Annotated in this window: 27 protein-coding genes and 1 pseudogene; 10 read left to right on the top strand and 18 right to left on the bottom strand. The window is 67.1% G+C overall.

The genetic code is table 11. From position 1 onward, the window contains the following. Nucleotides 1–842 (top strand): 2-hydroxyacid dehydrogenase (locus ACFXN1_RS19355; protein WP_379463640.1); only part of this gene is annotated, 842 nt, incomplete at its 5' end. Nucleotides 843–866: 24 nt separating this feature from the next. Here the strand turns inward: ACFXN1_RS19355 and ACFXN1_RS19360 are convergent. After that, complete coding sequence (locus ACFXN1_RS19360; protein WP_379384934.1) at nucleotides 867–1,460, bottom strand: hypothetical protein; 594 nt, start codon at nucleotides 1,458–1,460, stop codon at nucleotides 867–869. A 114-nt stretch (nucleotides 1,461–1,574) separates the two neighbouring features. Next, nucleotides 1,575–1,865 carry a hypothetical protein gene (locus ACFXN1_RS19365; protein ID WP_379442487.1) on the bottom strand — a complete coding sequence of 97 codons (291 nt, stop codon included), beginning with the start codon at nucleotides 1,863–1,865 and terminating at the stop codon, nucleotides 1,575–1,577. A 59-nt stretch (nucleotides 1,866–1,924) separates the two neighbouring features. On the opposite strand from ACFXN1_RS19365, the gene ACFXN1_RS19370 reads away from it, so the two are divergent. After that, nucleotides 1,925–2,254, top strand: a complete 330-nt coding sequence (locus tag ACFXN1_RS19370) for an alpha/beta hydrolase fold domain-containing protein (protein ID WP_379442506.1) — start codon at nucleotides 1,925–1,927, stop codon at nucleotides 2,252–2,254. On the opposite strand, the gene mug is transcribed toward ACFXN1_RS19370, so the two are convergent. Together mug and ACFXN1_RS19380 are read right to left on the bottom strand one after the other, a co-directional pair. Then, nucleotides 2,181–2,744 carry a G/U mismatch-specific DNA glycosylase gene (gene mug / locus ACFXN1_RS19375; protein WP_379442486.1) on the bottom strand — a complete coding sequence of 188 codons (564 nt, stop codon included), beginning with the start codon at nucleotides 2,742–2,744 and terminating at the stop codon, nucleotides 2,181–2,183. The genes ACFXN1_RS19370 and mug overlap by 74 nt on opposite strands. 4 nt (nucleotides 2,745–2,748) lie before the next feature. Continuing rightward, nucleotides 2,749–4,062, bottom strand: coding sequence for a roadblock/LC7 domain-containing protein (locus tag ACFXN1_RS19380; protein ID WP_379442485.1), 1,314 nt, complete (start codon nucleotides 4,060–4,062; stop codon nucleotides 2,749–2,751). Nucleotides 4,063–4,079: 17 nt separating this feature from the next. On the opposite strand from ACFXN1_RS19380, the pseudogene ACFXN1_RS19385 reads away from it, so the two are divergent. Further along, a pseudogene (locus ACFXN1_RS19385) lies at nucleotides 4,080–4,576 on the top strand (3-hydroxyacyl-CoA dehydrogenase family protein); the annotation flags it as partial. Here ACFXN1_RS19385 and ACFXN1_RS19390 read toward each other — a convergent pair. Together ACFXN1_RS19390 and ACFXN1_RS19395 are read right to left on the bottom strand one after the other, a co-directional pair. Then, entirely contained in the window at nucleotides 4,557–5,261 is a 705-nt protein-coding gene (locus ACFXN1_RS19390; RefSeq protein ID WP_379463641.1) for a class I SAM-dependent methyltransferase, read from the bottom strand. The pseudogene ACFXN1_RS19385 and the gene ACFXN1_RS19390 overlap by 20 nt on opposite strands. Continuing rightward, nucleotides 5,258–5,845 carry a TetR/AcrR family transcriptional regulator gene (locus ACFXN1_RS19395; protein ID WP_379442483.1) on the bottom strand — a complete coding sequence of 196 codons (588 nt, stop codon included), beginning with the start codon at nucleotides 5,843–5,845 and terminating at the stop codon, nucleotides 5,258–5,260. The genes ACFXN1_RS19390 and ACFXN1_RS19395 overlap by 4 nt, the downstream gene beginning before the upstream one ends. A 198-nt stretch (nucleotides 5,846–6,043) precedes the next feature. Here ACFXN1_RS19395 and ACFXN1_RS19400 point away from each other — a divergent pair, with 198 nt between their 5' ends. From ACFXN1_RS19400 to ACFXN1_RS19420, 5 genes are all read left to right on the top strand, one after another. After that, nucleotides 6,044–6,292, top strand: coding sequence for a hypothetical protein (locus tag ACFXN1_RS19400; protein ID WP_379442482.1), 249 nt, complete (start codon nucleotides 6,044–6,046; stop codon nucleotides 6,290–6,292). Then, nucleotides 6,289–6,687: a DUF6463 family protein gene (locus ACFXN1_RS19405; RefSeq protein WP_379442481.1), complete on the top strand. Its 399-nt coding sequence runs from the start codon at nucleotides 6,289–6,291 to the stop codon at nucleotides 6,685–6,687. The genes ACFXN1_RS19400 and ACFXN1_RS19405 overlap by 4 nt, the downstream gene beginning before the upstream one ends. A 287-nt stretch (nucleotides 6,688–6,974) precedes the next feature. Further along, complete coding sequence (locus ACFXN1_RS19410; RefSeq protein WP_379463642.1) at nucleotides 6,975–7,820, top strand: GntR family transcriptional regulator; 846 nt, start codon at nucleotides 6,975–6,977, stop codon at nucleotides 7,818–7,820. Nucleotides 7,821–7,831: 11 nt separating this feature from the next. After that, on the top strand, nucleotides 7,832–9,241 hold the full coding sequence (locus ACFXN1_RS19415; protein ID WP_379442479.1) for an amidase: 1,410 nt from the start codon (nucleotides 7,832–7,834) through the stop codon (nucleotides 9,239–9,241). Between the two features lie 20 nt (nucleotides 9,242–9,261). Further along, entirely contained in the window at nucleotides 9,262–9,414 is a 153-nt protein-coding gene (locus ACFXN1_RS19420) for a hypothetical protein (protein WP_379384959.1), read from the top strand. Between the two features lie 18 nt (nucleotides 9,415–9,432). On the opposite strand, the gene ACFXN1_RS19425 is transcribed toward ACFXN1_RS19420, so the two are convergent. After that, nucleotides 9,433–10,047 (bottom strand): TetR/AcrR family transcriptional regulator, encoded by a 615-nt coding sequence (locus ACFXN1_RS19425; RefSeq protein ID WP_379384960.1) that lies wholly within the window; start codon nucleotides 10,045–10,047, stop codon nucleotides 9,433–9,435. A gap of 61 nt (nucleotides 10,048–10,108) precedes the next feature. On the opposite strand from ACFXN1_RS19425, the gene ACFXN1_RS19430 reads away from it, so the two are divergent. Beyond that, nucleotides 10,109–10,621: an SRPBCC family protein gene (locus ACFXN1_RS19430; protein WP_379401435.1), complete on the top strand. Its 513-nt coding sequence runs from the start codon at nucleotides 10,109–10,111 to the stop codon at nucleotides 10,619–10,621. Between the two features lie 76 nt (nucleotides 10,622–10,697). Next, the gene (locus ACFXN1_RS19435; protein ID WP_379442478.1) at nucleotides 10,698–11,054 is read left to right on the top strand and encodes a hypothetical protein; all 357 of its coding nucleotides are present in this window, start codon (nucleotides 10,698–10,700) and stop codon (nucleotides 11,052–11,054) included. 157 nt (nucleotides 11,055–11,211) lie between these two features. Here ACFXN1_RS19435 and ACFXN1_RS19440 read toward each other — a convergent pair whose 3' ends face one another. From ACFXN1_RS19440 to ACFXN1_RS19490, 11 genes are all read right to left on the bottom strand, one after another. Then, nucleotides 11,212–11,814, bottom strand: coding sequence for a TetR/AcrR family transcriptional regulator (locus ACFXN1_RS19440; protein WP_379401433.1), 603 nt, complete (start codon nucleotides 11,812–11,814; stop codon nucleotides 11,212–11,214). Between the two features lie 98 nt (nucleotides 11,815–11,912). Further along, complete coding sequence (locus tag ACFXN1_RS19445; protein ID WP_379442477.1) at nucleotides 11,913–13,472, bottom strand: class I adenylate-forming enzyme family protein; 1,560 nt, start codon at nucleotides 13,470–13,472, stop codon at nucleotides 11,913–11,915. A gap of 50 nt (nucleotides 13,473–13,522) precedes the next feature. Continuing rightward, entirely contained in the window at nucleotides 13,523–14,494 is a 972-nt protein-coding gene (locus tag ACFXN1_RS19450; RefSeq protein WP_379442475.1) for an NAD(P)H-dependent flavin oxidoreductase, read from the bottom strand. Nucleotides 14,495–14,511: 17 nt separating this feature from the next. Continuing rightward, nucleotides 14,512–15,669, bottom strand: a complete 1,158-nt coding sequence (locus ACFXN1_RS19455) for an NAD(P)/FAD-dependent oxidoreductase (RefSeq protein ID WP_379442474.1) — start codon at nucleotides 15,667–15,669, stop codon at nucleotides 14,512–14,514. After that, nucleotides 15,666–16,487, bottom strand: a complete 822-nt coding sequence (locus tag ACFXN1_RS19460; RefSeq protein ID WP_379442472.1) for an SDR family NAD(P)-dependent oxidoreductase — start codon at nucleotides 16,485–16,487, stop codon at nucleotides 15,666–15,668. Before ACFXN1_RS19460 ends, ACFXN1_RS19455 begins: the two co-directional genes overlap by 4 nt. 13 nt (nucleotides 16,488–16,500) lie before the next feature. Continuing rightward, the gene (locus tag ACFXN1_RS19465; RefSeq protein WP_379442470.1) at nucleotides 16,501–17,040 is read right to left on the bottom strand and encodes a 3-phenylpropionate/cinnamic acid dioxygenase subunit beta; all 540 of its coding nucleotides are present in this window, start codon (nucleotides 17,038–17,040) and stop codon (nucleotides 16,501–16,503) included. Beyond that, complete coding sequence (locus tag ACFXN1_RS19470) at nucleotides 17,024–18,349, bottom strand: aromatic ring-hydroxylating dioxygenase subunit alpha (protein WP_379442469.1); 1,326 nt, start codon at nucleotides 18,347–18,349, stop codon at nucleotides 17,024–17,026. The genes ACFXN1_RS19465 and ACFXN1_RS19470 overlap by 17 nt, the downstream gene beginning before the upstream one ends. After that, entirely contained in the window at nucleotides 18,346–18,696 is a 351-nt protein-coding gene (locus ACFXN1_RS19475) for a non-heme iron oxygenase ferredoxin subunit (RefSeq protein WP_379442467.1), read from the bottom strand. Before ACFXN1_RS19475 ends, ACFXN1_RS19470 begins: the two co-directional genes overlap by 4 nt. After that, nucleotides 18,693–19,541 (bottom strand): hypothetical protein, encoded by an 849-nt coding sequence (locus ACFXN1_RS19480; protein WP_379442465.1) that lies wholly within the window; start codon nucleotides 19,539–19,541, stop codon nucleotides 18,693–18,695. Before ACFXN1_RS19480 ends, ACFXN1_RS19475 begins: the two co-directional genes overlap by 4 nt. Then, a complete protein-coding gene (locus tag ACFXN1_RS19485) occupies nucleotides 19,534–19,824 on the bottom strand; it encodes a hypothetical protein (protein ID WP_379442463.1) in 291 nt (96 codons plus the stop codon). Before ACFXN1_RS19485 ends, ACFXN1_RS19480 begins: the two co-directional genes overlap by 8 nt. Continuing rightward, entirely contained in the window at nucleotides 19,821–20,663 is an 843-nt protein-coding gene (locus ACFXN1_RS19490; protein WP_379384982.1) for an alpha/beta fold hydrolase, read from the bottom strand. The genes ACFXN1_RS19485 and ACFXN1_RS19490 overlap by 4 nt, the downstream gene beginning before the upstream one ends. Nucleotides 20,664–20,682 lie beyond the last annotated feature (19 nt).

Genomic DNA, 20,682 nt, shown 5'->3' on the forward strand with positions numbered 1-20,682 from the left:
GTTACACCCTCGGCGAGCCATTGCCCGCCGGGGCGGATGCGGCGGAGGTGCTGGTGCCCGCCTTCCTGGCCAGCCGGCCGGAGAGCATGGCGGTGGCGCGGTCGCTGCCGAAGCTGCGGCTGGTACAGCTGTTGACTGCGGGCGCCGAGGCCTGGGTGGGCGCGCTGCCGGATCAGGTGATGATCTCGACGGCCCGGGGTGCGCACGGGGCGAGCACCGCCGAGTGGACGATCACCGGATTGCTCACGGTCTACCGGGAATTCATCGAATTCGCCGTGGCCCAGCGTGAGCACCGCTGGATCCAGCACCGCACGGACACCTTGCACGGCAAGCGAATTCTGATCATCGGTGCGGGTGATCTGGCGACGGAATTGCAGCGCATGCTGCTGCCGTTCGACACCACAGTCGAACTGGTCGGTACGCAGGCCCGGGAGGGCGTGCACGGCGTCGGTGAAATCCCCGACCTGCTCCCGCATTTCGATGCGGTCGTGCTCATGGTTCCGGTCACCACGGCCACCATCGGCATGGTCGACGCGGCGTTCCTGGCCCGCATGCCCGACCGCGCGATTCTCGTCAATGCCGCCCGCGGCCCCGTGGTGCGCACCGACGACCTGCTGGCCGAACTGCAATCCGGCCGGCTGCGCGCCATCCTCGACGTCACCGATCCGGAACCACTGCCCGCCGGGCACCCGCTGTGGGACGCACCGGGCCTGCTGCTCACCCCGCACGTCGGTGGCAGCAGCAGCGGAAACCTGCAGCGCGGCTGGACCATCGCCACCGCGGAGATCGCACGCTACCTGGCGGGCGAGCCGCCACAGAACCTGATCGACGGCGAATACTGAACCGGCGCAGCCGATCCCACCCCGCTACAGGGTGTCCTTCCCGATCGGCCGATTGATGCCACGCCACTCACGCTCCCAGCGCGCATAGCGTCTGGCATCGAACACCGTACCCGTGAACCATACGGTCGCGGCGGCCGCACACCACGTCTCGACCAGCACCGCGAGCCCGGTCCCGATCCCCTCGGCGGCCGCGGCTCCCGGCCGTGCGGGCGCCTGCGTCGGCTGCCCGTTCTTGATCCACACCGTCACCGTGGCCCCCGCGACCTGCGGCCCGGGCACGTCCACGGTGGCGGTCTCGGTCTTGCCGTCGCTGTTCCACTGCACGGGCGCCTGATACCGCGCCTGGTTGCCCGCGTAATGATCCGAATCCGGCAACCGCACGGCATCCGCGGTCTCGGTGGCCGTCACCCTGACCTTCCCCGCATCCTGCGCCGCGATCCGATCCTGCGCGCCGGTATAGCTCACGCTCCCCACCGCCCCCGCCACCGGCACCGCCGCGACCACGACCACCACGGCCACCGCCCGCAGCACCACCTCGGCCCGATCCGAGACACGCAGCAGCGGATTCCGGTTCCACGGCCGCACCCGCCAGAGCCGAGTCGGCAACGAAGGACGCATCGACACCTGGACCGCCTCTCTCCACGCGTCGTCGTACCGCTTACATAGGTAGCTCTACCCCATTCGATACGCCACCAACCGGCCGAACGTCAAGGTCACAGCGTCGCTCCCGCTTCACGCGGCCTCCAGATTCACACTTTGCTCACGTTTTGAGGGTCGCAGCGACTCCATTGCCACCACGTTGTCCACCGCTGGACGGGTGTACCCCTCCGGGTCGATGTAGTGCACAGTCACGATCGTGGACGCCTCTCTGTGCCCCAGCTGAGCGCTTGCCCGCAGCGGATCGTTCGTCTTGCCTGTTACGTGTGTCGCGGCAGTGTCTCGCAGGTTGCCGTACTGCACCCATTCCAGGGCTGTGCCCCGAACCACCTTCTGCAGCAGTTGATCCGCGGCGGCCGTCGACACCAGGCACGCCCGCTTGCTGACCAGTACATGAGTGGTCTCATCGGTGCGCCGATGCTCCCCTGCTCAGCGCTGCCGACGCACGCTGGTGCTGGGAACAGTACGTCGGCCCGAACCACCCCGGCGGCGATCAACTCGCCGCACCCCTGCGCGCCGCCTCGCTCCGCAACCTCCCACCCGCCCTGATCATCACCGCCGAGGTCGACCCCCTCCGCGACGACGCCGAGGCATATGCGGCACGCTTGTGGAGCGACCCAGGCCAAGCACGCGATCGACGAAATATGCCTGTACCTGCGCGAATTCGCGCACAGGTAGCGGTCAACCGGTTTCGACCGCCTCGCGCAGCGCGCGAAATTCCGAGGCGAGGGCGTCGAGTGTGTAGTGGGCGTTGAGCCCGCTGGGGTTGGGCAGAACCCAGACCGCGGTGTCACCGATCCGCTCGGGTTGGGGGCCGATCGTGGTGCGCGGACGACCGAAGGCCGTGCGGTAGGCGCCGATACCGAGTACGGCCAGTACCCGGGGTCGGTACTGCTCGACCCGATCGACCAGGGCGCGTCCGCCGGCGCGCAGTTCGTCGGCGGTCAGTTGCTCGGCTTTGGCGGTCGTGCGTGCAGCCACATTCGTGATCCCCAAGCCGAGCCCGAGCAGTTCTTGCTGCTCGTCGGGCCGCAGTTGGCGCGGCGTGAAGCCGGACCGATGCAATGCAGGCCAGAACCAATTTCCGGGACGAGCAAAGTGATTTCCGGTGGCCCCGGACCACAGGCCCGGATTGATTCCGCAGAACAGCACATGCAAGCCGAGCCCGATCACATCGGGAATGGTCTTGTCTTGCGCCGCGGCCAGATCCGCAGGCGACGGCCGAGCTGACGAACCAGAACCCATTCCCTCAGTCTGCCGGGTGCCCTGCCTCCCCACTGCGCACGGGTACCGACAGGTGCGCACCGATCCGGTCTACGACTCTGTTGACCTCGTAGGCCGCCATACCGAGGTCGGCGGTCTCGTCGGCGAGCAGGGCCAGGCAGGCGTTGGGGCCCGCAGCGGTGATGAAGAGGACGGCGTGATCGAGTTCGATCATGGTCTGGCAGACGTCGCCCGCCTGGAAATGCAGACCGGCGCCGCGGGCGAGGCCGTGCACCGCGGAGGCCATGGCGCAGAAGCGTTCTGCGTCAGCGCGGGTGAGAGCGGCCGAGCGGCCGAGGAGCAGGCCGTCGGTGGACAGGACTACCGAGTAGCGAACGCCGGGTAGGCGAGCGATCATGTCGTCGAGCAACCAGTCGAGGGTGTTGGCGGCGGTCATCGTCACCTTTCGTGGGGAGGCGTGTCGTGTGGGTCTGGGTCTCGCCGACCAGGAGCGGCGGCGGGCCCTGCGGCTGGCGTCCATCACTGCCGAGATTTGGTCACGTGCCTCGTCCGCGGTCCGTTGCCTCGGTGGCGCGGGCTGGTGACGGACCGGTTCGACGGGACCGGAGCGGCGGATGCGCTGCGGCAGCGGTCGGCGATGGTCGGACGGCTGTGGCGAGGCGGTTTCGAGCGGCGGCGAGCTCGAAACCGGGTGCGGGCGAGCGGATGCAGCGATCCGAGGCGAGACGGCCACGCCCAGCGTGGTTCGCGCCGCCTGCACGAGAGCGGGCTTCGCTGGAACTCGTGTCGGAACGACTGCGCCGAGATGATGCTCGTCGAAGTCGGTGATCACGCTGGACGGAATCAGCACTACAGCTCGGATGCCGCTGTAGACGGACTCGGCCAAGCGAACCGAAATCCCGTGCTTCACAGCGAGCTTCGCGACCACGAACAGTCCCAGCCGGATGTCATCGGTGAGGGCCGCCACGCTGAAATCGGGTGGATGTGCGAGGAGGTCGTTGCGTTCAGGCAACTCCGTGGCCGACATTCGGAGGCCCTGGTCCTCGATTTCGATAACCACACCCCGGCCGACGACAGTGCTCGACACCGCGACCTGCGCGTGCGGAGGCGAGAACGCGGTGGCGTTGTCCATCAGCTCGGCCAAGGCGTGGATGAGATCCGCGACGGCCTTTCCGGCGATATGGATCTCGGGCAGGCGTCCGGTCCGAATCCTGGTGTAGTCCAGGCTCTCCGCTACCGCGCCACGCACGACATCCACCAGCGGCACCGGGGTTCGCCAACGCCGGCCCGGTTGCGCACCGCCGAGAATGATGAGGTTTTCGGCATTGCGTCGACTCACCGGTCGACAAGATGCCGCTGGCCGAGGGCATCGATCCGGCGACCATCGAGCAAGCGGGTTCGCAAGCCGGCTACCCAGCCGCCCCACTGCAGCTCGCCGACGAGCTCAACTTGAAGCTCATGCAGAAGGTCGCGCTCGAGACCCGCGAGGCCGCGGAACGCGGTGACGCGACCTTGCCGTCGGACCATCCCGCGCATCGCGTCATGGAATTCATGCTGGAGCAGGGCGTCCCGACCGTCTCGAACAGGCGGGCTTCTACGAGTACGACGACAGCGGCAAGCGGCTGAGGTTGTGGCCGGGCCTGCGCACGCACTACAACACGACTGCGGGCGAGACCGTGCCGATCCGTGATCTCATCGACCGGATGCTGTTCGTCGAGGCCATCGAAACCCAGAAGTGTTTCGACAAGGGGGTGCTCACGGCGTCGGCCGACGCCAATATCGGCTCGATCTTCGGGATCGGCTATCCGGCGTGGACCGGTGGTGTGCACCAGTTCATCGTCGGCTATGCCGGCGAGGGCAGGTGGCGGTGAATGAGGCAACGTCCTCGGCGAATCGAGCGTGTCGGATCACTCCCATATGGGTCGCTCCGGGATAGATGATCAACCGCGCGCCGGGGATGCCCGCCGCAGTCCTGCGGAAGGTCTCGACGGGGTAGCCGGTGTCGCGGTCGCCGCCGATCACCAATGTCGGCGCGGTGATGTCACCGAGCCGGGCACCGATGTCGAATACGTCTTCCGCACGCAGGAAGGCCACGGCGTCGGCAGCGCAGGCCGGCCGCAGCAACGGGTCCGCGAGCCACATCACGACGCTCGCGAATCCGGCGAGGATTCGAGAGCCGGATACGGCGGGGGCGAGATGATGCAGTCCTCGGCGACCTGCCGCCAGCGCTGATGCGTAGTTCATCTGGGCTGTCCGGGCGGCTTCGGACAGCGCGTCGCCGGAGGACGCAACCGTCAGCGTCCGCACCGCATCCGGGTGATCCGCGGCCATCTGGAGGGCGATCACACCGGTGCCGGTAGCCAGATCCAACAGGCTCCCACCCGCGGGCGGTGCGGCCCGCTCGGCGACTTCACGGCACCATCGGCGGTGCCGACCGAGGGTCATGATGGCATTCATCCGATCGTAGTACCCGGCGACCTTCTGGAAGATCCCGTGCACCTCAACGCTTTTGCCGTGCGGCGTTCGTTCGATTGTCACTTCACGGACCCCTTCGATCGGTTCCCACCCGCCGTGCGGTTCAGGATCAGATCACCCGCGCGGGCGATCACCTCTTCGCGAGTGCGGCCAGGATGGTCGGCGGCGAGGAAGTGGCTACCGATGGCCGTGCAGAAGGCGAGCAGACTACGAGCCTCGATCTCGTCGGGATCCGAGCAGACCGTTGCGAGCGCGTCGCGGAGCAGGTCCATGCGCCGGTTGTCCACTCGACGTAGACATTCGGCGACGGCCCCGTCGCGCCGGGCCCAGTCGCGGATGGCCAGGTCGATGGGGAGCAACCGATCGTCGGAGAAGGTGAGCCGACCGGCCAGCTGAGCCTTGTCCAATGCGCTGCCGCCGGTCCGCTCGAGCTGCTCGAGCACATTGTCGACCGCCTCGCGTTCCCAGGTATCCAGCATTGCCGCCAGGAGCGCTTCGCGGTCGGCGAAGTAGCCGTAGAACCCGCCTTTGGTCACCCCTAGCGCCTTGGCCAGTACCTCGACGCGCACGGCATCGACGCCCTTCGCGGCCAGCACCCGCAGCCCTTCGTCGATCCATGTTTCGCGTCGTGTGCGCAGCGCGCCCATGCCGTGATCCACCTCACCCGTATCCAGCGTTGTACGGAACCGTATAACTGCCCTGGCCTCCAATTATACGCAACCGTATAACCAAAGAGAACGATGCCATGCCATTCGCAGCTGTGCTGCCCAATCGACTCCCCCACGCCGAGCACACCGACCGGCCATGGCGCATCCACGAGCTCGCGCCGGACTTCCGGGTGCAGGATGTGGACATTTCGCGCGCCGGGCGCCGGACCGGACGACTTTCCGGTCGTCCTCGCCGCGATCCGTGCGGGCGCTGGCCCGGCGACCGCTTCCGCGCCGGTGCGATTCCTGTTCGCGGTGCGCCGGCGGCTCGGTGCCCTGCTGGGCTGGAACGAACCCGCGATGATGCGGCGGTGGGATCACGCGTGGCGCCAGCATGATTCGGTCAGGTCCGTCGGGGCCGTGCGCGAAACCGAGGAGGTCCGGTGATCACGTGGGCAGGCCGATTGATCGTGTTGTTCGGTGCCGCACATACGATCCTGGCCCTGACCTGGATGCGCGCCGCGCGCTATGCCGGCGATTGGTTCAGTGGGGCGCTGTGGCATGACGACTTGGCCGCGATGAGCCCGGCCAACAGCGCACTGTGGCTGTCACTGGACAGTTTCGGAATTCCGCTGGTCCTGGTCGGGCTGACCGCGCTGTGGCTGGACCGTCGCGGCATCACGCCACCGCTTTTCATCGTGTGGGTGCTGGGACTGTGGACCGTGTTCGGCGCGGTGGTCCTGGTACTCACACCGTGGCCGATCATGGCGGTGGCGACCGGCCTGCTGGCGGTCGGCATCCGGCGCGCCATCCAGGCATCGGAGATGGCCGAAGCGGTGTAATAACTGTTGTAAGAGGGGGTTTCGACGAAAGCCCGTCGAATCCCCTCCTACAGCGACTCACTCGGTCGATCGGGGAGGTTTCGTCGGTATCGGTTCGCATCGACCGTCGACACATTCACGGATGACCAGCGGCGCCCGGGCCGACAGCGGTGCGTGACCCCGCGAAACATTGCTGTCGGCGAGACGTTTTCGCAGGTAGCGGTGGCGCGCGCAATGCCGATTCCGGCGTAACTCAGCATTAACTCGATACTCCGCCGCGTAACGGCGTGAGCATGCAACCTGGCGTCATGCACGATCATCGACAGCACCGGGTTCCAGGTGCGAACGTCGGCGACCGATCTGGCCGCCTGACGCTCCGCCGTCGGTTCGATCAGTTGTTGCCCGGCTCCATCCAATTGGCGGCACGGCGGGTGCGCGACCTGTTGCGGGCCGAGATTCGCCGAGGCGCTTTCGTCGATGGCCGGCTTCCGGCCGAATCCGAGCTCATGGCGCAGCATCAGGCGTCACGGGAGACGGTGCGTGAAGCGCTCGACCTGCTGCGCCGCGACGGACTCGTCGAACGACGACGGGGAGTCGGCACCATGACGATCCGCGAGGAGTACGTGGTGCCGGGTGTCCTTCCGCCACAAGGCAACTTGTTCGAGATGTATCTGGCCGACGGCCACATCACGCCGCGTCTACTGCGCTGGAACTGGATACCCGCGCCGAGCGCGGTAGCTGCTCAGCTCGACGGTGTCGCGGTCGACGACGACTGCCTGTGCATCGACTACGTGTTGCTCATCGACGACCGGCCGATGGCGGTTTTCACCAACTACCTCCGTTCCACGGAGGCGTCGCGAGTCGACCAGCAGGAGTTTCGGACCGACTTCTACTCGCTGCTGCACTCCAGCGATGTCACTGTCGCGGGCTTCGATCTGGCCGTACAGGCCGCCGCTGCCGACGATTGCTCCGCCACACTGCTCCACATCGCGCAGGGTGATCCGATCCTGCTGTGGGAACAGACGATTCGCAATCCAGACGGTGAGGCGGTCGACTACGCACTCGGTGCTCTTCGCGGTGATGTCGTCATGAAGTTCGGTGACATACCCCGCATCGATTTGACCCGCTCCCTGCCCCCGCGACAACCCCGCTGATGAGGACACCCATGACCACGACCACCCGGATCACCACCGTCACCGATGCCACGGCAGCACTGCGCCATGGCGAGATCACCGCGAGTGAACTACTCGAACAATGCCTGGCCACCGCCGACGCCCTCGACGACCGCGTCGGCGTGTACCTGACCCGGTTCGACGATATCGCCCGCGAGCGGGCCGCCCGGGTCGATGCAAAGATCGCGGCCGGGCGTCCCCTGGCGCCGTTGGACGGAATCCCGTTGGGCATCAAAGATATTCTCATCAGCCGGCACGGACCGACCACCGCACAGAGCCTGGTGCTCGACCCCGCCTGGGCCCTGGCCACCGGTGATGCCGCGGTGGTGAAACGGCTCGAGCAGGCCGGTGCGGTCATCACCGGCAAGACCACCACCATGGAATTCGCTGTCGGCGTGCCGGATCCGGACAAGCCCTTCCCGATTCCGCGCAACGCCTGGGACACCGACCGCTGGGCCGGCGGGTCGAGCTCCGGATCCGCCAGTGGCGTCGCGACCGGCATGTGCTTGGCGGCGATCGGCACCGACACTGCCGGAAGCATCCGAATCCCCGCCGCGTTCAACGGAATCACCGGACTCAAACCCACTTTCGGCCGCGTGCCCAAGTCCGGCGTGGTGCCACTGGGCTACACCCTCGATCACGTGGGGCCGGTGGCCCGCAGCGCCGCCGATTGCGCACTGCTGCTTTCGATCATCGCCGGGCACGAGCCGGCCGATTCCTACAGCGCGACAACACCTGTCGACGATTACCCGGGCGTGCTCACCGGTGATCTCGAGGGCCTCACCATCGGAGTCGACAACCTCGACCGCTACGCCGACGCGGGCATCGACCCGGCCCAGCCCGAGCGGTTCACCGCGGCACTAGATGTCCTCGCCGCGGCCGGGGCCCGCATCGTCCCCGTCGAAGTGCCGATGTATCCCGAGGTGGTGGCCATCGATGTCGTTGTCATGCTGGCCGAGGCTCATTCGTACCACCGTCCGGCATTGCGCAATCGCTGGGAGGATTACGGACAGGCCACCCGCATCATCCTGGCGTCCGGGTCGGCCGTCTCTGCATCGGATTACGTGCAGGCACAACGTGTCCGGCGGATCGCCGCGGCCCGCATGGCCGAACTGCTCACCGCCGTCGATCTGGTCGTCACTCCGACCGGGCACCTCGGCGCACCCCGGCTGGACGCCATCGATCAGTTGCAGCCGCTGAATGTGCTGGCTTCCCTGCACACCCCGTACTGGAATCCGCTCGGCAACCCCACTCTCGCCCTCCCGATCGGGCTGTCGGCGGACGGCATGCCGCTGTCGATGTCGATCAGCGGCAAGCACTTCGACGAGGCCACCGTGCTGCGCGCCGGCGACGCCTACCAGCGCCGCACCATTCACCATCTGGCCACCCCCACCATCCGGTGACACACGATTCGGAGCCGACGATGACCGAGCCGACCACCTGGTCCACCGACCCCGCCGAGAACACCGCGATCGAAGCCCTCGGCGGTGCCCTGCACGCGATGACGGAACTTCTGCACAGCGTCGCCGACGCTCAATACCTCGACCCTGCGGGGAGTTTCGACAGTCTTCGCTGATAGCCGCGGTGACGCGTACTAGCTGCTCGCGGAGCCATCGGGCAGCGTGACATTTCCACCGACCGCGCCGCGGACGATCCGGTCGACAGCCTCGGCGGCGTCGGCCAGGTCGGCGTCGGCATTGCGCGCGCAGCGGCGTACGGCCGCATGAGGCAACTCGATGATCAGCAAGGCCAACCGCTGTCGGTCGGCCGGGCTGCGATAGCCCAGCCGGTCGCCGAGTTCGCGCATGGCGTCGTCCAGCCGGGCCTGCTGCGCCGCTGCCATGTCTCGGGATTCCGCGCTCCACTGTGCGAACCCGAAGGATTCGCGGCCCCAGAGCAAGACCGCCGCGTCCGTCGGATGCTGTCGCGACCAGTTGGTCACGTGATGCGCGGCCCGCATGGCGGCCTGCTGCGGCGGATCGACCCGCAGTGCCGCGAAAAACCCGCTCTGGAATCGATCAATGGTGCGCAACCACAGGGCTGCCAGCAGCGCGGCTCGATCGGGAAAGCGGTAGTAGACCGAGCCGCTCGGGGCGCCCGTGGCTGCGGCGACCGCGCTCATGGTGACCGCCGCCGCGCCGTCGGCCGCGGCGAGGTCGGCGGCCGCGTCCAGTAGCGAGTCCGGGGTGTGGGCGGGCATTCTTGACATGCATTAGAGAGTAGCCTCTAATTGAAATTAGAGATTATTCGCTAAATGAAAGGTCCAGCTCATGGTGCGCAATGTCCACAGCCGGGTGATCGCAGCCGATGCCCGGGCGGTCGGCCGACTGCTCGATACGCTGTCCACCGACGACGACCGACTGTGGCCGGTCGGACAGTGGCCCGCGATGCGGTTCGATCGGCCGCTGGGCGTCGATGCCACGGGCGGCCACGGACCGATCCGCTACACCTGCGTGAAATACGTTCCGGGACGGGAGGTCCTGTTCCGTTTCCATCGCCCGCTCGGCTTCGACGGGACACACGGATTCATCGTGGAGGAACTGGACGCCACCCATACCCGCCTGACCCACGAGCTGGTCATGCGCACACACGGCAAGGACCGCTTCACCTGGGCACTCCTGTGGCGATGGCTACACGACGCCGCACTGGAGGACTCACTCGATCTCGCCGAGACAGCCCTGGTTCCGGGGACGGCCCCCAGGAGCCGCCACAGCCGATACGTGCGCTTTCTGCGCGGGCGGATTCACCGCGATCAGGTCCACAAGAACAAGGTCCACCAGTAGTAGCGCCGCCGGTCGATGCGGCACGACTTCATGCTGCAGCAGGCACCGCGCCCGCTGTGGAGACGAAAGGCTCGATGTGAATTTCACGATGACTCCGCTGGGCAGATCGTTGACCCGCCTCGCGATCGCGGGTGCAGTAGCCGCGGTCCCGCTCGCGGCCTCGACGGTCTCGGCCGTTGCAGAACCACCGACACAGGTGGCGCCTTCCGATCCGCGGACCTACGACGTGGCCGACTGCGATCGACCAGAACTCAAAGCCGACAGAGCTTTCCAGGACTGGTGCGTCAACGTTTGCTGGGCGAACGACCCTGGCAACCCGGCCAATCCGAACAGCCCGCTCAACCCGAATAATCCGCTCAACCCATCCAACCCATCCAACCCGAATAACCCGCTCAACCCGGCCAACCCGAACAGCCCGTTGAATCAGCACTGACGCCGAAACGCGATCGGCATAAACGTGGATGCCATTCGAATCCGAGCAGAGGAGCCCCTGTCCCCGCGAGCCAGGGCAGGGGCTCCGATCTCGCGGCAACCGACAAGGCGGCAGCACAACGACATCGCGTCTAGACCTCGATACCGTTGTGCTGCCGTCAATCCTGCGGCGGCAGCCCGATGAGTTTGCAGTAGGCATCGGCGATCGACGCGGGATCGAGCGAGCCGTCATGCTGATACCAGCGATGGCTTTCGCTGACCATATTCAGAATCGCGAAGGTCAGCACCGACGACGGCGCGTCCGGTAGCTGTCTCAGTGCCTGCACCTTCTCGACGACACCGCGGACAGTGGCGACGAATTCGCGTTCGTGGAGTTGCACCTCCTCGGCCACCGCCGGCTCCAGCCAGCGCTGCTCGCTGCGATAAACAGCGAAGGTGAGGTGGTTCGCGATCACCGCGTGGGTGAATCGGGTGACGATGGCGCGCAGTTGGGTGACCGGGTCGCTGCCCGCCGCCAAGCCGTCGTGCAGCGCGGTCGTCATGTCCCGATCGACCTGTAATGCGATCTCGCGCAACAGATCTGCCTTCGACCCGACGTAGTGGTAGATGGACGGCTGGCTGAGGTCGAGCTGGGCCGCGATCTCCCTGGTAGTGCCCTTGCTGTACCCGCGGGACGAGAAGACGGCCGCGGCACCGTCGAGAATGCGCCGCCGCTTGTCCTCCCAGGCCGATTCCCCCTCGACCGCCGTGTGCGCAGCCACGCGTGGGCCTCCCAAGTAGTCTCGCCGAAGTAGAAAATGTCAGCTTAGCCCGCGGAAGGATCCGGGAAACCCGCTGGACCAGGTGCCCGAGGGCCGGCTCAGGTGTCTGCCGCCATCTTGCGCAGCGCGAGCCGATCTATCTTGTTCGCGGCGGTTTTCGGCAAGTGCCCCACCACCCGGATGTCCCGGGGTTGTTTGTAGTGCGCCAGATTCGTCGCGCAGTAGTCGGCCAGCGCCGTCCAATCCAGAATCGCGTCGCGGTCGATGACGATGAACGACACCGGACGCTCGCCGCGCCGTTCGTCGGGCACGCCCACGGTGGCGGCATCGACGATTCCCGGAAAGTGGCACAGCGTCTCGTCGATCTCGCGCGGATAGACATTGAATCCGCCGACGATGAGCATGTCCTTCTTGCGATCGACGATGAACAGGTAGCCGTCGTCGTCGAGATAGCCGATATCCCCGGTATTGAGCCAGCCGTCGACGAAGGCCCCGTCGCCGTGCGCCGGGTCGTGGTACCCGACAGTCATGTGCGGCGCTCGAACCCGGATCTCCCCCGCCTCCGGGCTGGGAGCCGATCGGCTCGGATCCTCGAGATCGACCACCCTGACCTCGACCGATACCGCGGGCAGACCGACCGAACCCGGCCGTGGGTCGGTATCCCACCGATTGCAGGTGATCGGCGCGAGCTCGGTCATCCCGTAGGCCTCGCGAATTTCCACGCCGGTCCGGCGCATCCAGCGCTCGTGCAGTACGGCGGAGAACCTCGATCCGCCGCCCGGACAGACGCGAAGGGTGGACAGATTCGCGCGATTGGTGTGCTCACTCGCCAGCAGACCGGCGTAGATCTCGGCCGGACCTCCGCTGAACACGGTGACCCCGTGCTCGCGAATGGCCAAGGCGACCGCATCGGGCTTGAATCCCTGACAGATCACCACGGTGGCGTGGCCGTAGAGCGGGTTGAGGATGCCCATCAGCAATCCCCAAATATGAAACGACGGCGCCACATTCAGCCATACCTCGACGCCGAGCCGAGTCGGCCAGCACGACTCCATGCCGCCGACGGTCAGCATCAGGGTGTGGTGGGTGTGGTCGACCCCTTTGGGCACACCGGTGGTACCACCGGTGAACATCATGGTGGCCAACTGATCCGGCGCGGGTAGCTGGTCGTCGGCAATAGTGAGTGTCTCGTCGCGGCACCAGGATTCGAGAGGCAGGTCGGCCCCGCCGACCACGAGGACCTCGAGACCGAACGACTCGGCCGCGGTGGCGACCGGCCCGGCGACGCCCGCCGCGGCGAGAACCACACTCGCCCCGGATCGTTCGAGCAGCAGGCGCAGCTCACGACCGGTGAAGCCGGGGTTCATCAGGGCCACCTGCGCACCCGCCAGCCAGGCGGCGAAGATCGCGGCCGACAGCTCGAGGCCATTCGGCATGACGACCGCGACCGGGCGCCCAGCCACCACCGCCCCGGATAGTCGGCGGGCCAAACCCACGGCCGCCCGGCCCAGTTCGGCGTAGGACAGTGTCCGGTCGCCGCACACGATCGCGGTCCGATCGGGCGCCTCGGCCATTGCCCGGCGCAGGCATTCGACCATGCTGGCGGACGGCTCGCGTTCCGGGCGGGCCGTCATCTCCTCGGTAGTCACAGCGGCCACCACAACCTCCAGTAGAGCGAATTCAATCTTGTCGAGTTCTTGCGGGGTGATCAATCGGCACGGTGCGCGGCGAACCGCGTGAACTCGGGAATCGAGTCCGCTCGCACGCGCGCCAGCGCCGCGTCGTATTCGGCGCTGAGTGCGGACACCACCTCGGCGATCGATTCCCGCCCGCGCACCGCGCCGACGCCTTCCCCGGCCGACCACACGTCGCGCCAGGCTTTGGAATCGGCGATGGCGCCGGAGAAGTCGATGCCGGTCGGGCCGCCGGTCCTCGACCCGTGCCGGTCCAGGCTCGCGGTGAGCCAGTTCGCGGGTACGCCGGTCACACTGTCGGAGGTGATGATGTCCGCGATCGTCGCGTCGATCACCATTCGGCGATGCCCCTCGGCCGCACGGCTCTCCGCAGTCGCGAGCAACCGCGTGCCGACGGTGACGAGGTCGGCTCCAAGGACGCGCATGGCGAGGACGCCCGCGCCCGAGGACACCGCGCCGCCGGCGATCAGCGGTCCGTCCCAGAACTCCCGGATCGCGGCGATCAGCGCGAATGGACTGTACCTGCCGGTGTGTCCTCCGGCTCCCGAGCAGACGGCGGAGAGACCATCGGCGCCTGCGGCAATGGCCCGGCGGGCCTGGTCGGGTGCGCTGATATCGGCGAAAACCAATCCGCCCCAGCGATGTACGGCATCGAGCGCACGCTGGGGAGTCCCCAGCGCGGTGATCACCAGCGCGGGTGCGGCCTCGCTCAGGAGGGCGAGTTCGGCGTCGAGCCGGTCATAGGTGCGGTGCACGATGAGATTGACTCCCCACGCGCCCCCGTCGGCTCCGGCGGTGATGCCCTCGAGCATGACGCCCAGGTCGTCGATGGTGCGCGCGTTGGCGGCAGGAAAGGTGCCGATGATCCCGGATCGCGCTGCGGCAGTGACCATGTCGGTCCCCGACACCAGAAACATCGGAGCCGCCAGCACCGGAATCCGCAGCGATTCGGCGAGCTCGCCGAATCGTCGATTCGTGGATTTCATCTCCGCATCCCAATTCGTCATTGCGCCACACCGATTTCCGGTCGGCCCGCCGACTGGAGCGCGGTGCGGGCACGACGGACGAGATGTGGTGCGTCCAGGGCCAGTACGGCCGTCGGCTGTCCGCCGCGGGTCCAGGTCACCGCCCGCCCGGAGCGGGCATCCGGGCGGATCTCGCAGGTATCCGCCCGGCCGTGGCGGCCGAGGTAGTGCAGGCTGTGGCCGAGCTGGTGCGACCAGAAGTACGGCAGCGGATCGTAGGATTCGGCTGCGTCGAGGATGTTCCGGGCCGCGGTCTGGGCCGAGTCGGCCGCGTGATGCCAGTGCTCGAGATGCATGTCGCAGCCGTATCGGGCCGAGCGCCAGGCGATCGCGTCGCCCGCGGCGTAGACGCCGGGCAGACCGGTGCACAGATATTCATCCGTGCTGATGAACCCCGCCGGAGTCCGGGCTATCGGGGTGCCGTCCAGCCACGATGTCGCGGGTAACCCGCCGATCGCGGCGACCACCAGGTCGGCGGCGCGACGGCTGGAATCGCTGAGCAGCACTCCGGCGGGCGTGGTTTCGAGGACCTGAACCCCGATCGTGAGACGAATGCCGCACTCGTCGTACCACCCCCGGATCTCGTCGAGGACCGAATCGGGCACGGCGGCCAGGGCCGGGCCGAAGTCCGGTCCGACCACCGAGACCCGGCAACCGGCCGCAGCGGCGGCGGTCGCGACCTCCGCCCCGATCAGGCCCGCGCCGACGATCAGCACCCTTTGCCCCGCAGCCATTTCAGCGCGCAGCCCGACGGCGTCCTCGAGAGTTCGCAGCACCCGGGCTGGTTGCGCGCCGGTGCCGCTCCGCAGCGGCCGTGACCGCAGCCCAGGGGCCAAAACGGCGGCGTCGAACGGAAATGCCCCTGCGGTGGTGAGGATTTCACCGGGCTTGACCCCGACCGCGATGGTTTCGGTCCGCAGTTCGACCTCGAGATCGGCGAGGCCGGGGCTCAGTTGGGGCTGAATCGCGGTTCCCGCCAACAGTTCCTTCGACAGTGGTGGACGATCGTAGGGCTCGGTCGACTCCTGCGTGATCAGAGTGAGGCGCCCCTGGAAGCCGTACGAGCGCAGTGTCACCGCCGCCGTGTGCCCGGCCAGACCGCCGCCCACGACGACCACCCGTTCCGGCCGCGTCATGATTGTTCCTCGGCTCGGCCCGCGCGCGCGGCCCGCCGCCCGCGCACCTCGAGTCCCCCGTCACTGGGAAAGACCGCGCCGGTGACGAATCCGGTGTCCTCGGGGCAGGCCAGCGACACGTAAAGGCCGGTGTGCTGTTCCGGCTCGCTGACGAATCCCAGCGGGATCGTCCTGGCGATGTTCTCGAGCAGTCGAGTCTCCTCGCGCAGGTGGCGGGCGCCGCCGAGTCCGCCCACGCCGGTCAGGCCGCTGCGGGTGGCCCCTGGCGCTATGCCGTTGACTCGCACGTCCGGTGCGAATTCGTAGGCGAGCTGCCGTATCAGCCCCACGACAGCGTGTTTCGAGGCCACATACAGTGCGCCGCCGCCACCCGCGTAGGACCCACTCGACGAGCTGGTGAGAATGATCGAGCCCCGGCTCTTGCGCAGTGCCGCGCTCGCGGCCCGGACGCCGAGCAGGTAGCCCAGCACATTGGTGGCGAACAACTCGTGGAAATTGCCGGGCAGTTCCGCGAGTTCCGCGTCGTCGAGCTTCGCGCCGTAGTCGTACACGCCGACATTACCGACGTAGATATCCACTCGGCCGAACACATCGAGACTGCACGCGGTGGCCGCGAGGTGCGCGGCGGGATCGCGGACATCACCGACGACGGCGGCGACCCGGTCGGCATGCGCCTCTTCGAGCGCGTCGGCCAGCTGCTTGTCCCGTTCCAGCACAACGACATTCGCGCCTTCGTGCACATATCGTTCGACCACGGCGCGCCCGATGCCGTCACCGCCGCCGGTGACGAGGGCTACCCGCCCTTCCAGTCGACCCATCAGATCCGTCCCATCAGAAGAAGGTGTTGATGTTCTTGGCGGGCAGCGTCGCGTGGCTCAGCAGGACCTTTCGCGCCGCGATGCGCAGTCGCCCGTCCACGCGTCGCAAGCGGTCGACCCGCCTGCCGTACAGGACCGCGGAGTCGTTGCCGCCCTGGCCCCGGTAGTTCACGAAGACCGAGCGCACGGTCAATTCCCCGGGTATATCGCACAATTCGACTTCGATATTGGAGATGACATGCAGATGCCGAGTCGCCGGATCCTCGGCCCACGCCGTCGGCGCGGTGAATCGGTCCACCCGATGCCGGAGATCGGCGACGGTGTCGTCGAAGTACGCCATGCGGTGCGGCGCGTGGGTGCCGGAGCGGTCGTGGCGGCCACGGTTCTCGATGCCGGGCACCCAGTAGGTCGCGTCCTCGGTGAACAGCGCCAGCCATTCCGGATAGCGTTCCTCGTCGAGTAGTCGCGCTTCCCGCGCGGCGAATGCCGCGACCTCGACATAGCGGTTGGTATCGATGTTTTCGATCGTTTTCGGGTCAGCGGTCGGTGTCATCGCGAGGCCCCTTGTCCAGGAGTTCGTCCCAGTCGCTCGAGGTCATCATCTTCGACCACTGGCGGTAGAACGCTCGTTGATTGGCGTCGTTGATCTGCCCGCGGTACACGTTGCCGGGCAGTTCGGGGTGGTCGACGCGACTCTCCAGGCCGAGTCCGTAGTGCAGCGGCTGTTGGCGGGTCACGAATCCACGATTGCTGTGCGTCGAACCCTCCCAGTTCTCGCCGTCGTCCATTTCGAAGACGCCGGATGGCGAGAAGGTCAGCATCGCGCCCTTCTTCCAGGCGTCCTTGACCTCTTGCGGCGCATCACGATTGACCAGTACCCAGGTGCGCAGCTCGGTCTTGTGGGGGCCGAGCGGCTGCCAGGTGCGGAAGGTGTTCTGGCCGGGCAGGAACGAGAAGTTGGGGAAAACATTCGCCGAGCTGACCGAGCCGACCATCTTGGCCCGGGTCGATCCGAGTCGGGCCTCGAACACGTCGCGTTGCTCGCGCAGATAGTCCAGGATGCGTTTGTCCCCGAGCGTGGCCGCATTACCGACCCCGTCGAGGTTGAATTCCCAGCAGTGGCCGTTGGCATTGACGTGGTAGCTCTCGTTGGCCTCGTCGCCGAGTGTGGCCACCGGCCCGCCGAGCATCGCCTCGGCTCCGGAGGCGTGTGTCCATCCGGCGTGCAGCGCGTCGCCGGCGAAGTTCTCGGCGGCGATCTTCCAATTGCAGCCGAGAATCGAGGAGATGCAGCCGCCGGCGAATTCGGTTCCGCCCGGATCGTTGTCGAGCATGACGTCGAGATAGAACGTGAAATCGCCGAGGAATTCGGTGAGCGGCGGCGCGCTCGGGTCGAAGGTCGCGAACAGCAGGCCCTTGTAGCCCTCGACCTGGGCCATCGGGGTCAGGCCCACCCGGGAGCGGTCGAAGCCGGGTTCACGGTCGTAGGAACCGGATTCGTGCATGCCGCGCAGCGACCCGTCCAGACCGAACGACCAGCCGTGGTAGTTGCAGACGAAGCCGCGCGCGACCCCGACCTCCGCCGAACAGACACGGTTGCCCCGGTGCGGGCAGCTGTTCAGGAACGCCCCCACCCGGCCGTCGCGGTTGCGGACGACGATCACCTCGTCCTCTCCGATCCGGGTGGTGAGGAACGAACCGGCCTGCGGCAGTTGGCTTTCGTGTGCGATGAACACCCAGGCGCGGGCGAAGATCCGCTCGAGTTCGCGCTGGTAGATCGCCTCCGACCAGAAGATGTCGCGCGGCAGCAGGCCCTCGTTCAACAGCTGGAGGTCCAAGGCCGCCGATAGCGGTTTACTCATTGTTCGTCACTTCCCTTGCTCCTACTACTGCACACATAGATCTGGCCGTCGTCGACCGACGCCTCATAGGTGGCCAGAGCCTGGGTGGCCGGGAAACACAGCGCACGACCGGTGCGGATATCGAATTCGGCCCAGTGCACCGGGCAGACGATGGTGTGGCCCTCCAGCTCGCCCTCCGACAGCGACGCGGTGGCGTGGGTACAGGTATCGGCGGTCACGTAGATCTCACCGTCGACGCGGTAGACGAGCAGCGGCGGCCATCCGTCCGGAGTCACACGCACCATCTCCCGGCCGTCGAGCAGACCGACCGGCCCGAGATGGCACGCGGCCGAGGTACCGGTGGTCATGACACGATCGCTTCCGCGACCCGATTCGGGACGAGTTCGGCGAACCCGAGACCGGTAATCCATTCCGGCACAGCCTCATAGGCGATGACAGTGCCCGTGCACGGGCCGAGCGCGGCCATGGCGGCCACGAAGTTCCTGATCTCCAGACCGCCGTTGCCGCCGTGGTCGAGGATGTACTCATCGCGCAGCGAGGCGAGGGTCTCCACATCGCCCGCGGCGACGAGATCCAGGACCATGCGATCGAAGGTCTCGTTCACCCGGCCCATGTCGCCGGTGCCGACCCAGTGGCTGATGCCACCGCTTCCGATAACGACCACCCGCTCGTTCCCGTCCCAACTCTCCACGGCCTCCTTCAGATTCGCCCCGATCTGCGCGGCCCGCCGCAGCGGCAGCAGCGGCTCGACCCCGCAGGCCAGATAGATCGGAATCACCGGCAACTCCGCATCGGCGCCGATGCGGAAGTATGGGATCGCGACGGAATGGTCGACGGTCAGGGAATCGGCTACGGCCCAATCGATTCCGGTGTGGTGCCCGTGACTCACCAGATGGCGCGCCAGCGCCTGGTTGTCCGGAAACTGCCGCTTGCGCATGCCCGGAAGACGTTCCAGCGGCCCGTCGACATCCCCGATGCCGATCAGCGCCTGCGGCAAGCAGCCCGGGCCGAACAGTAGATAGTGGTCAGTGCCGATAATGATCAGGGTCGTGGCGGCGAGATCCGCTACCCGCCTTGCCACCTCGGCGTACGCGTCGAAGATTCGCTCCCGGATCGCCTCGGGCGGCGCCTGCGGATCGGTGAGGACCATCGGGTCGTGCGGCACAAGGAAACCGCCCACGAGCTCAGCCATTCTTACGGTCCTTCCAGATCGAGAGGGTTTGTCCGCCTTGGAGTTCGGCCAGATAGCCGGGCAGGCTGCGATCGCCGAAGGTTATCCACAGCCCCCACAGCAACATGGGATTCGCGCCCCGGTCCTGCAGCGCGGGGAGGTCGATGCCACCCACGGCCGCGCGCTCGTCCGGGTCGAGCCGGTACCTGTCGAGGAATCCACCGGTGTCCGAGACGAAGCTGTCGCGCGCCTGTTTGCCCGCAACGATGTCGTAGAGCGCCTTGTCCAACCCCGATCGACTCATGACAGCCCGCCCAGGAAATCGCGGACCTCACAGAGGAATTCGTCGCGTCGCTCCAACTGCACCCAGTGGCCGCACCGCGAGAACACTTTCAGGTCGGCGTTCGGGATGTGATGCGCTGCGCGCCAGGCAAGTTCGACCGGAATGACGAGATCCTCCCGGCCATGCAGGACGAGTGTCGGCTGCGCGATGGTGCGCAGCGACTCCTCCGGCACGCCCTTGACCGGCGTTCCCTCCGGGCCGGGTTCGGGAATGAGACGGCGGTAGGCGTCCTGTGCGCCGGGACGGGCACTGGCCTCGTACCGCTCGCGAACCATCTCGTCGGTCACGAGGGCAGGATCGTGCGCGAATATCCGTAGAATCCGGCGCATTTCGGCTTCGCTCGGTTCGTAATGCCAGCCGGAGCGCAGCCCTTCGGTCATCTCGAAGGTTCCGACCGGCGTACCGAGCAGGACGAGCCCGTCGACCCGCTCCGGATGTTTCAGCGCCGCGGCGAGGGACAGGCCGCCACCGAAACTATTGCCCAGCAGGGTCGCTGAGGGCAGTTCGAGCGCGTCGAGCAACTCGACGAGTTGGCGCACCCAGAGCTTGATCCCGTACGTGGTGCCCGCGGACCCGATCGAGGCGCCGAACCCGGCGATATCGGGTGCGATCACCTGGAAGTCCCGGGCGAGCTCCGGGATCAGGCCGGACCAGTTCGCCGCCGCCGAGACCCCCGGACCGGAACCGTGCAGTAGCACGAGCGGGCGGCCCGATCCCGCGGTCAGGACCTTGGTCGGAATTCCCCCGGCCTCGACGACATGTGTTCGCGTGACGTCACGGTCGGCAACGGTTTGCGCCATCTACACAACCTCTTCCGGT

The sequence above is a fragment of the Nocardia sp. NPDC059154 genome, from assembly GCF_042755705.1.
In the GTDB taxonomy this organism is placed as follows: Bacteria; Actinomycetota; Actinomycetes; order Mycobacteriales; family Mycobacteriaceae; genus Nocardia.

Excerpts from the sequence above, each read along its gene's own strand:
- ACFXN1_RS19360 (WP_379384934.1), bottom strand. The coding sequence starts at position 1,460 with ATGCGTCCTTCGTTGCCGACTCGGCTCTGGCGGGTGCGGCCGTGGAAC.
- mug (WP_379442486.1), bottom strand. The coding sequence starts at position 2,744 with ATGGGTTCTGGTTCGTCAGCTCGGCCGTCGCCTGCGGATCTGGCCGCG.
- ACFXN1_RS19395 (WP_379442483.1), bottom strand. The coding sequence starts at position 5,845 with ATGGGCGCGCTGCGCACACGACGCGAAACATGGATCGACGAAGGGCTG.
- ACFXN1_RS19400 (WP_379442482.1), top strand. The coding sequence starts at position 6,044 with ATGTGGACATTTCGCGCGCCGGGCGCCGGACCGGACGACTTTCCGGTC.
- ACFXN1_RS19410 (WP_379463642.1), top strand. The coding sequence starts at position 6,975 with ATGCACGATCATCGACAGCACCGGGTTCCAGGTGCGAACGTCGGCGAC.
- ACFXN1_RS19415 (WP_379442479.1), top strand. The coding sequence starts at position 7,832 with ATGACCACGACCACCCGGATCACCACCGTCACCGATGCCACGGCAGCA.
- ACFXN1_RS19420 (WP_379384959.1), top strand. The coding sequence starts at position 9,262 with ATGACCGAGCCGACCACCTGGTCCACCGACCCCGCCGAGAACACCGCG.
- ACFXN1_RS19425 (WP_379384960.1), bottom strand. The coding sequence starts at position 10,047 with ATGTCAAGAATGCCCGCCCACACCCCGGACTCGCTACTGGACGCGGCC.
- ACFXN1_RS19430 (WP_379401435.1), top strand. The coding sequence starts at position 10,109 with ATGGTGCGCAATGTCCACAGCCGGGTGATCGCAGCCGATGCCCGGGCG.
- ACFXN1_RS19450 (WP_379442475.1), bottom strand. The coding sequence starts at position 14,494 with ATGAAATCCACGAATCGACGATTCGGCGAGCTCGCCGAATCGCTGCGG.
- ACFXN1_RS19455 (WP_379442474.1), bottom strand. The coding sequence starts at position 15,669 with ATGACGCGGCCGGAACGGGTGGTCGTCGTGGGCGGCGGTCTGGCCGGG.
- ACFXN1_RS19460 (WP_379442472.1), bottom strand. The coding sequence starts at position 16,487 with ATGGGTCGACTGGAAGGGCGGGTAGCCCTCGTCACCGGCGGCGGTGAC.
- ACFXN1_RS19465 (WP_379442470.1), bottom strand. The coding sequence starts at position 17,040 with ATGACACCGACCGCTGACCCGAAAACGATCGAAAACATCGATACCAAC.
- ACFXN1_RS19470 (WP_379442469.1), bottom strand. The coding sequence starts at position 18,349 with ATGAGTAAACCGCTATCGGCGGCCTTGGACCTCCAGCTGTTGAACGAG.
- ACFXN1_RS19475 (WP_379442467.1), bottom strand. The coding sequence starts at position 18,696 with ATGACCACCGGTACCTCGGCCGCGTGCCATCTCGGGCCGGTCGGTCTG.
- ACFXN1_RS19480 (WP_379442465.1), bottom strand. The coding sequence starts at position 19,541 with ATGGCTGAGCTCGTGGGCGGTTTCCTTGTGCCGCACGACCCGATGGTC.
- ACFXN1_RS19485 (WP_379442463.1), bottom strand. The coding sequence starts at position 19,824 with ATGAGTCGATCGGGGTTGGACAAGGCGCTCTACGACATCGTTGCGGGC.
- ACFXN1_RS19490 (WP_379384982.1), bottom strand. The coding sequence starts at position 20,663 with ATGGCGCAAACCGTTGCCGACCGTGACGTCACGCGAACACATGTCGTC.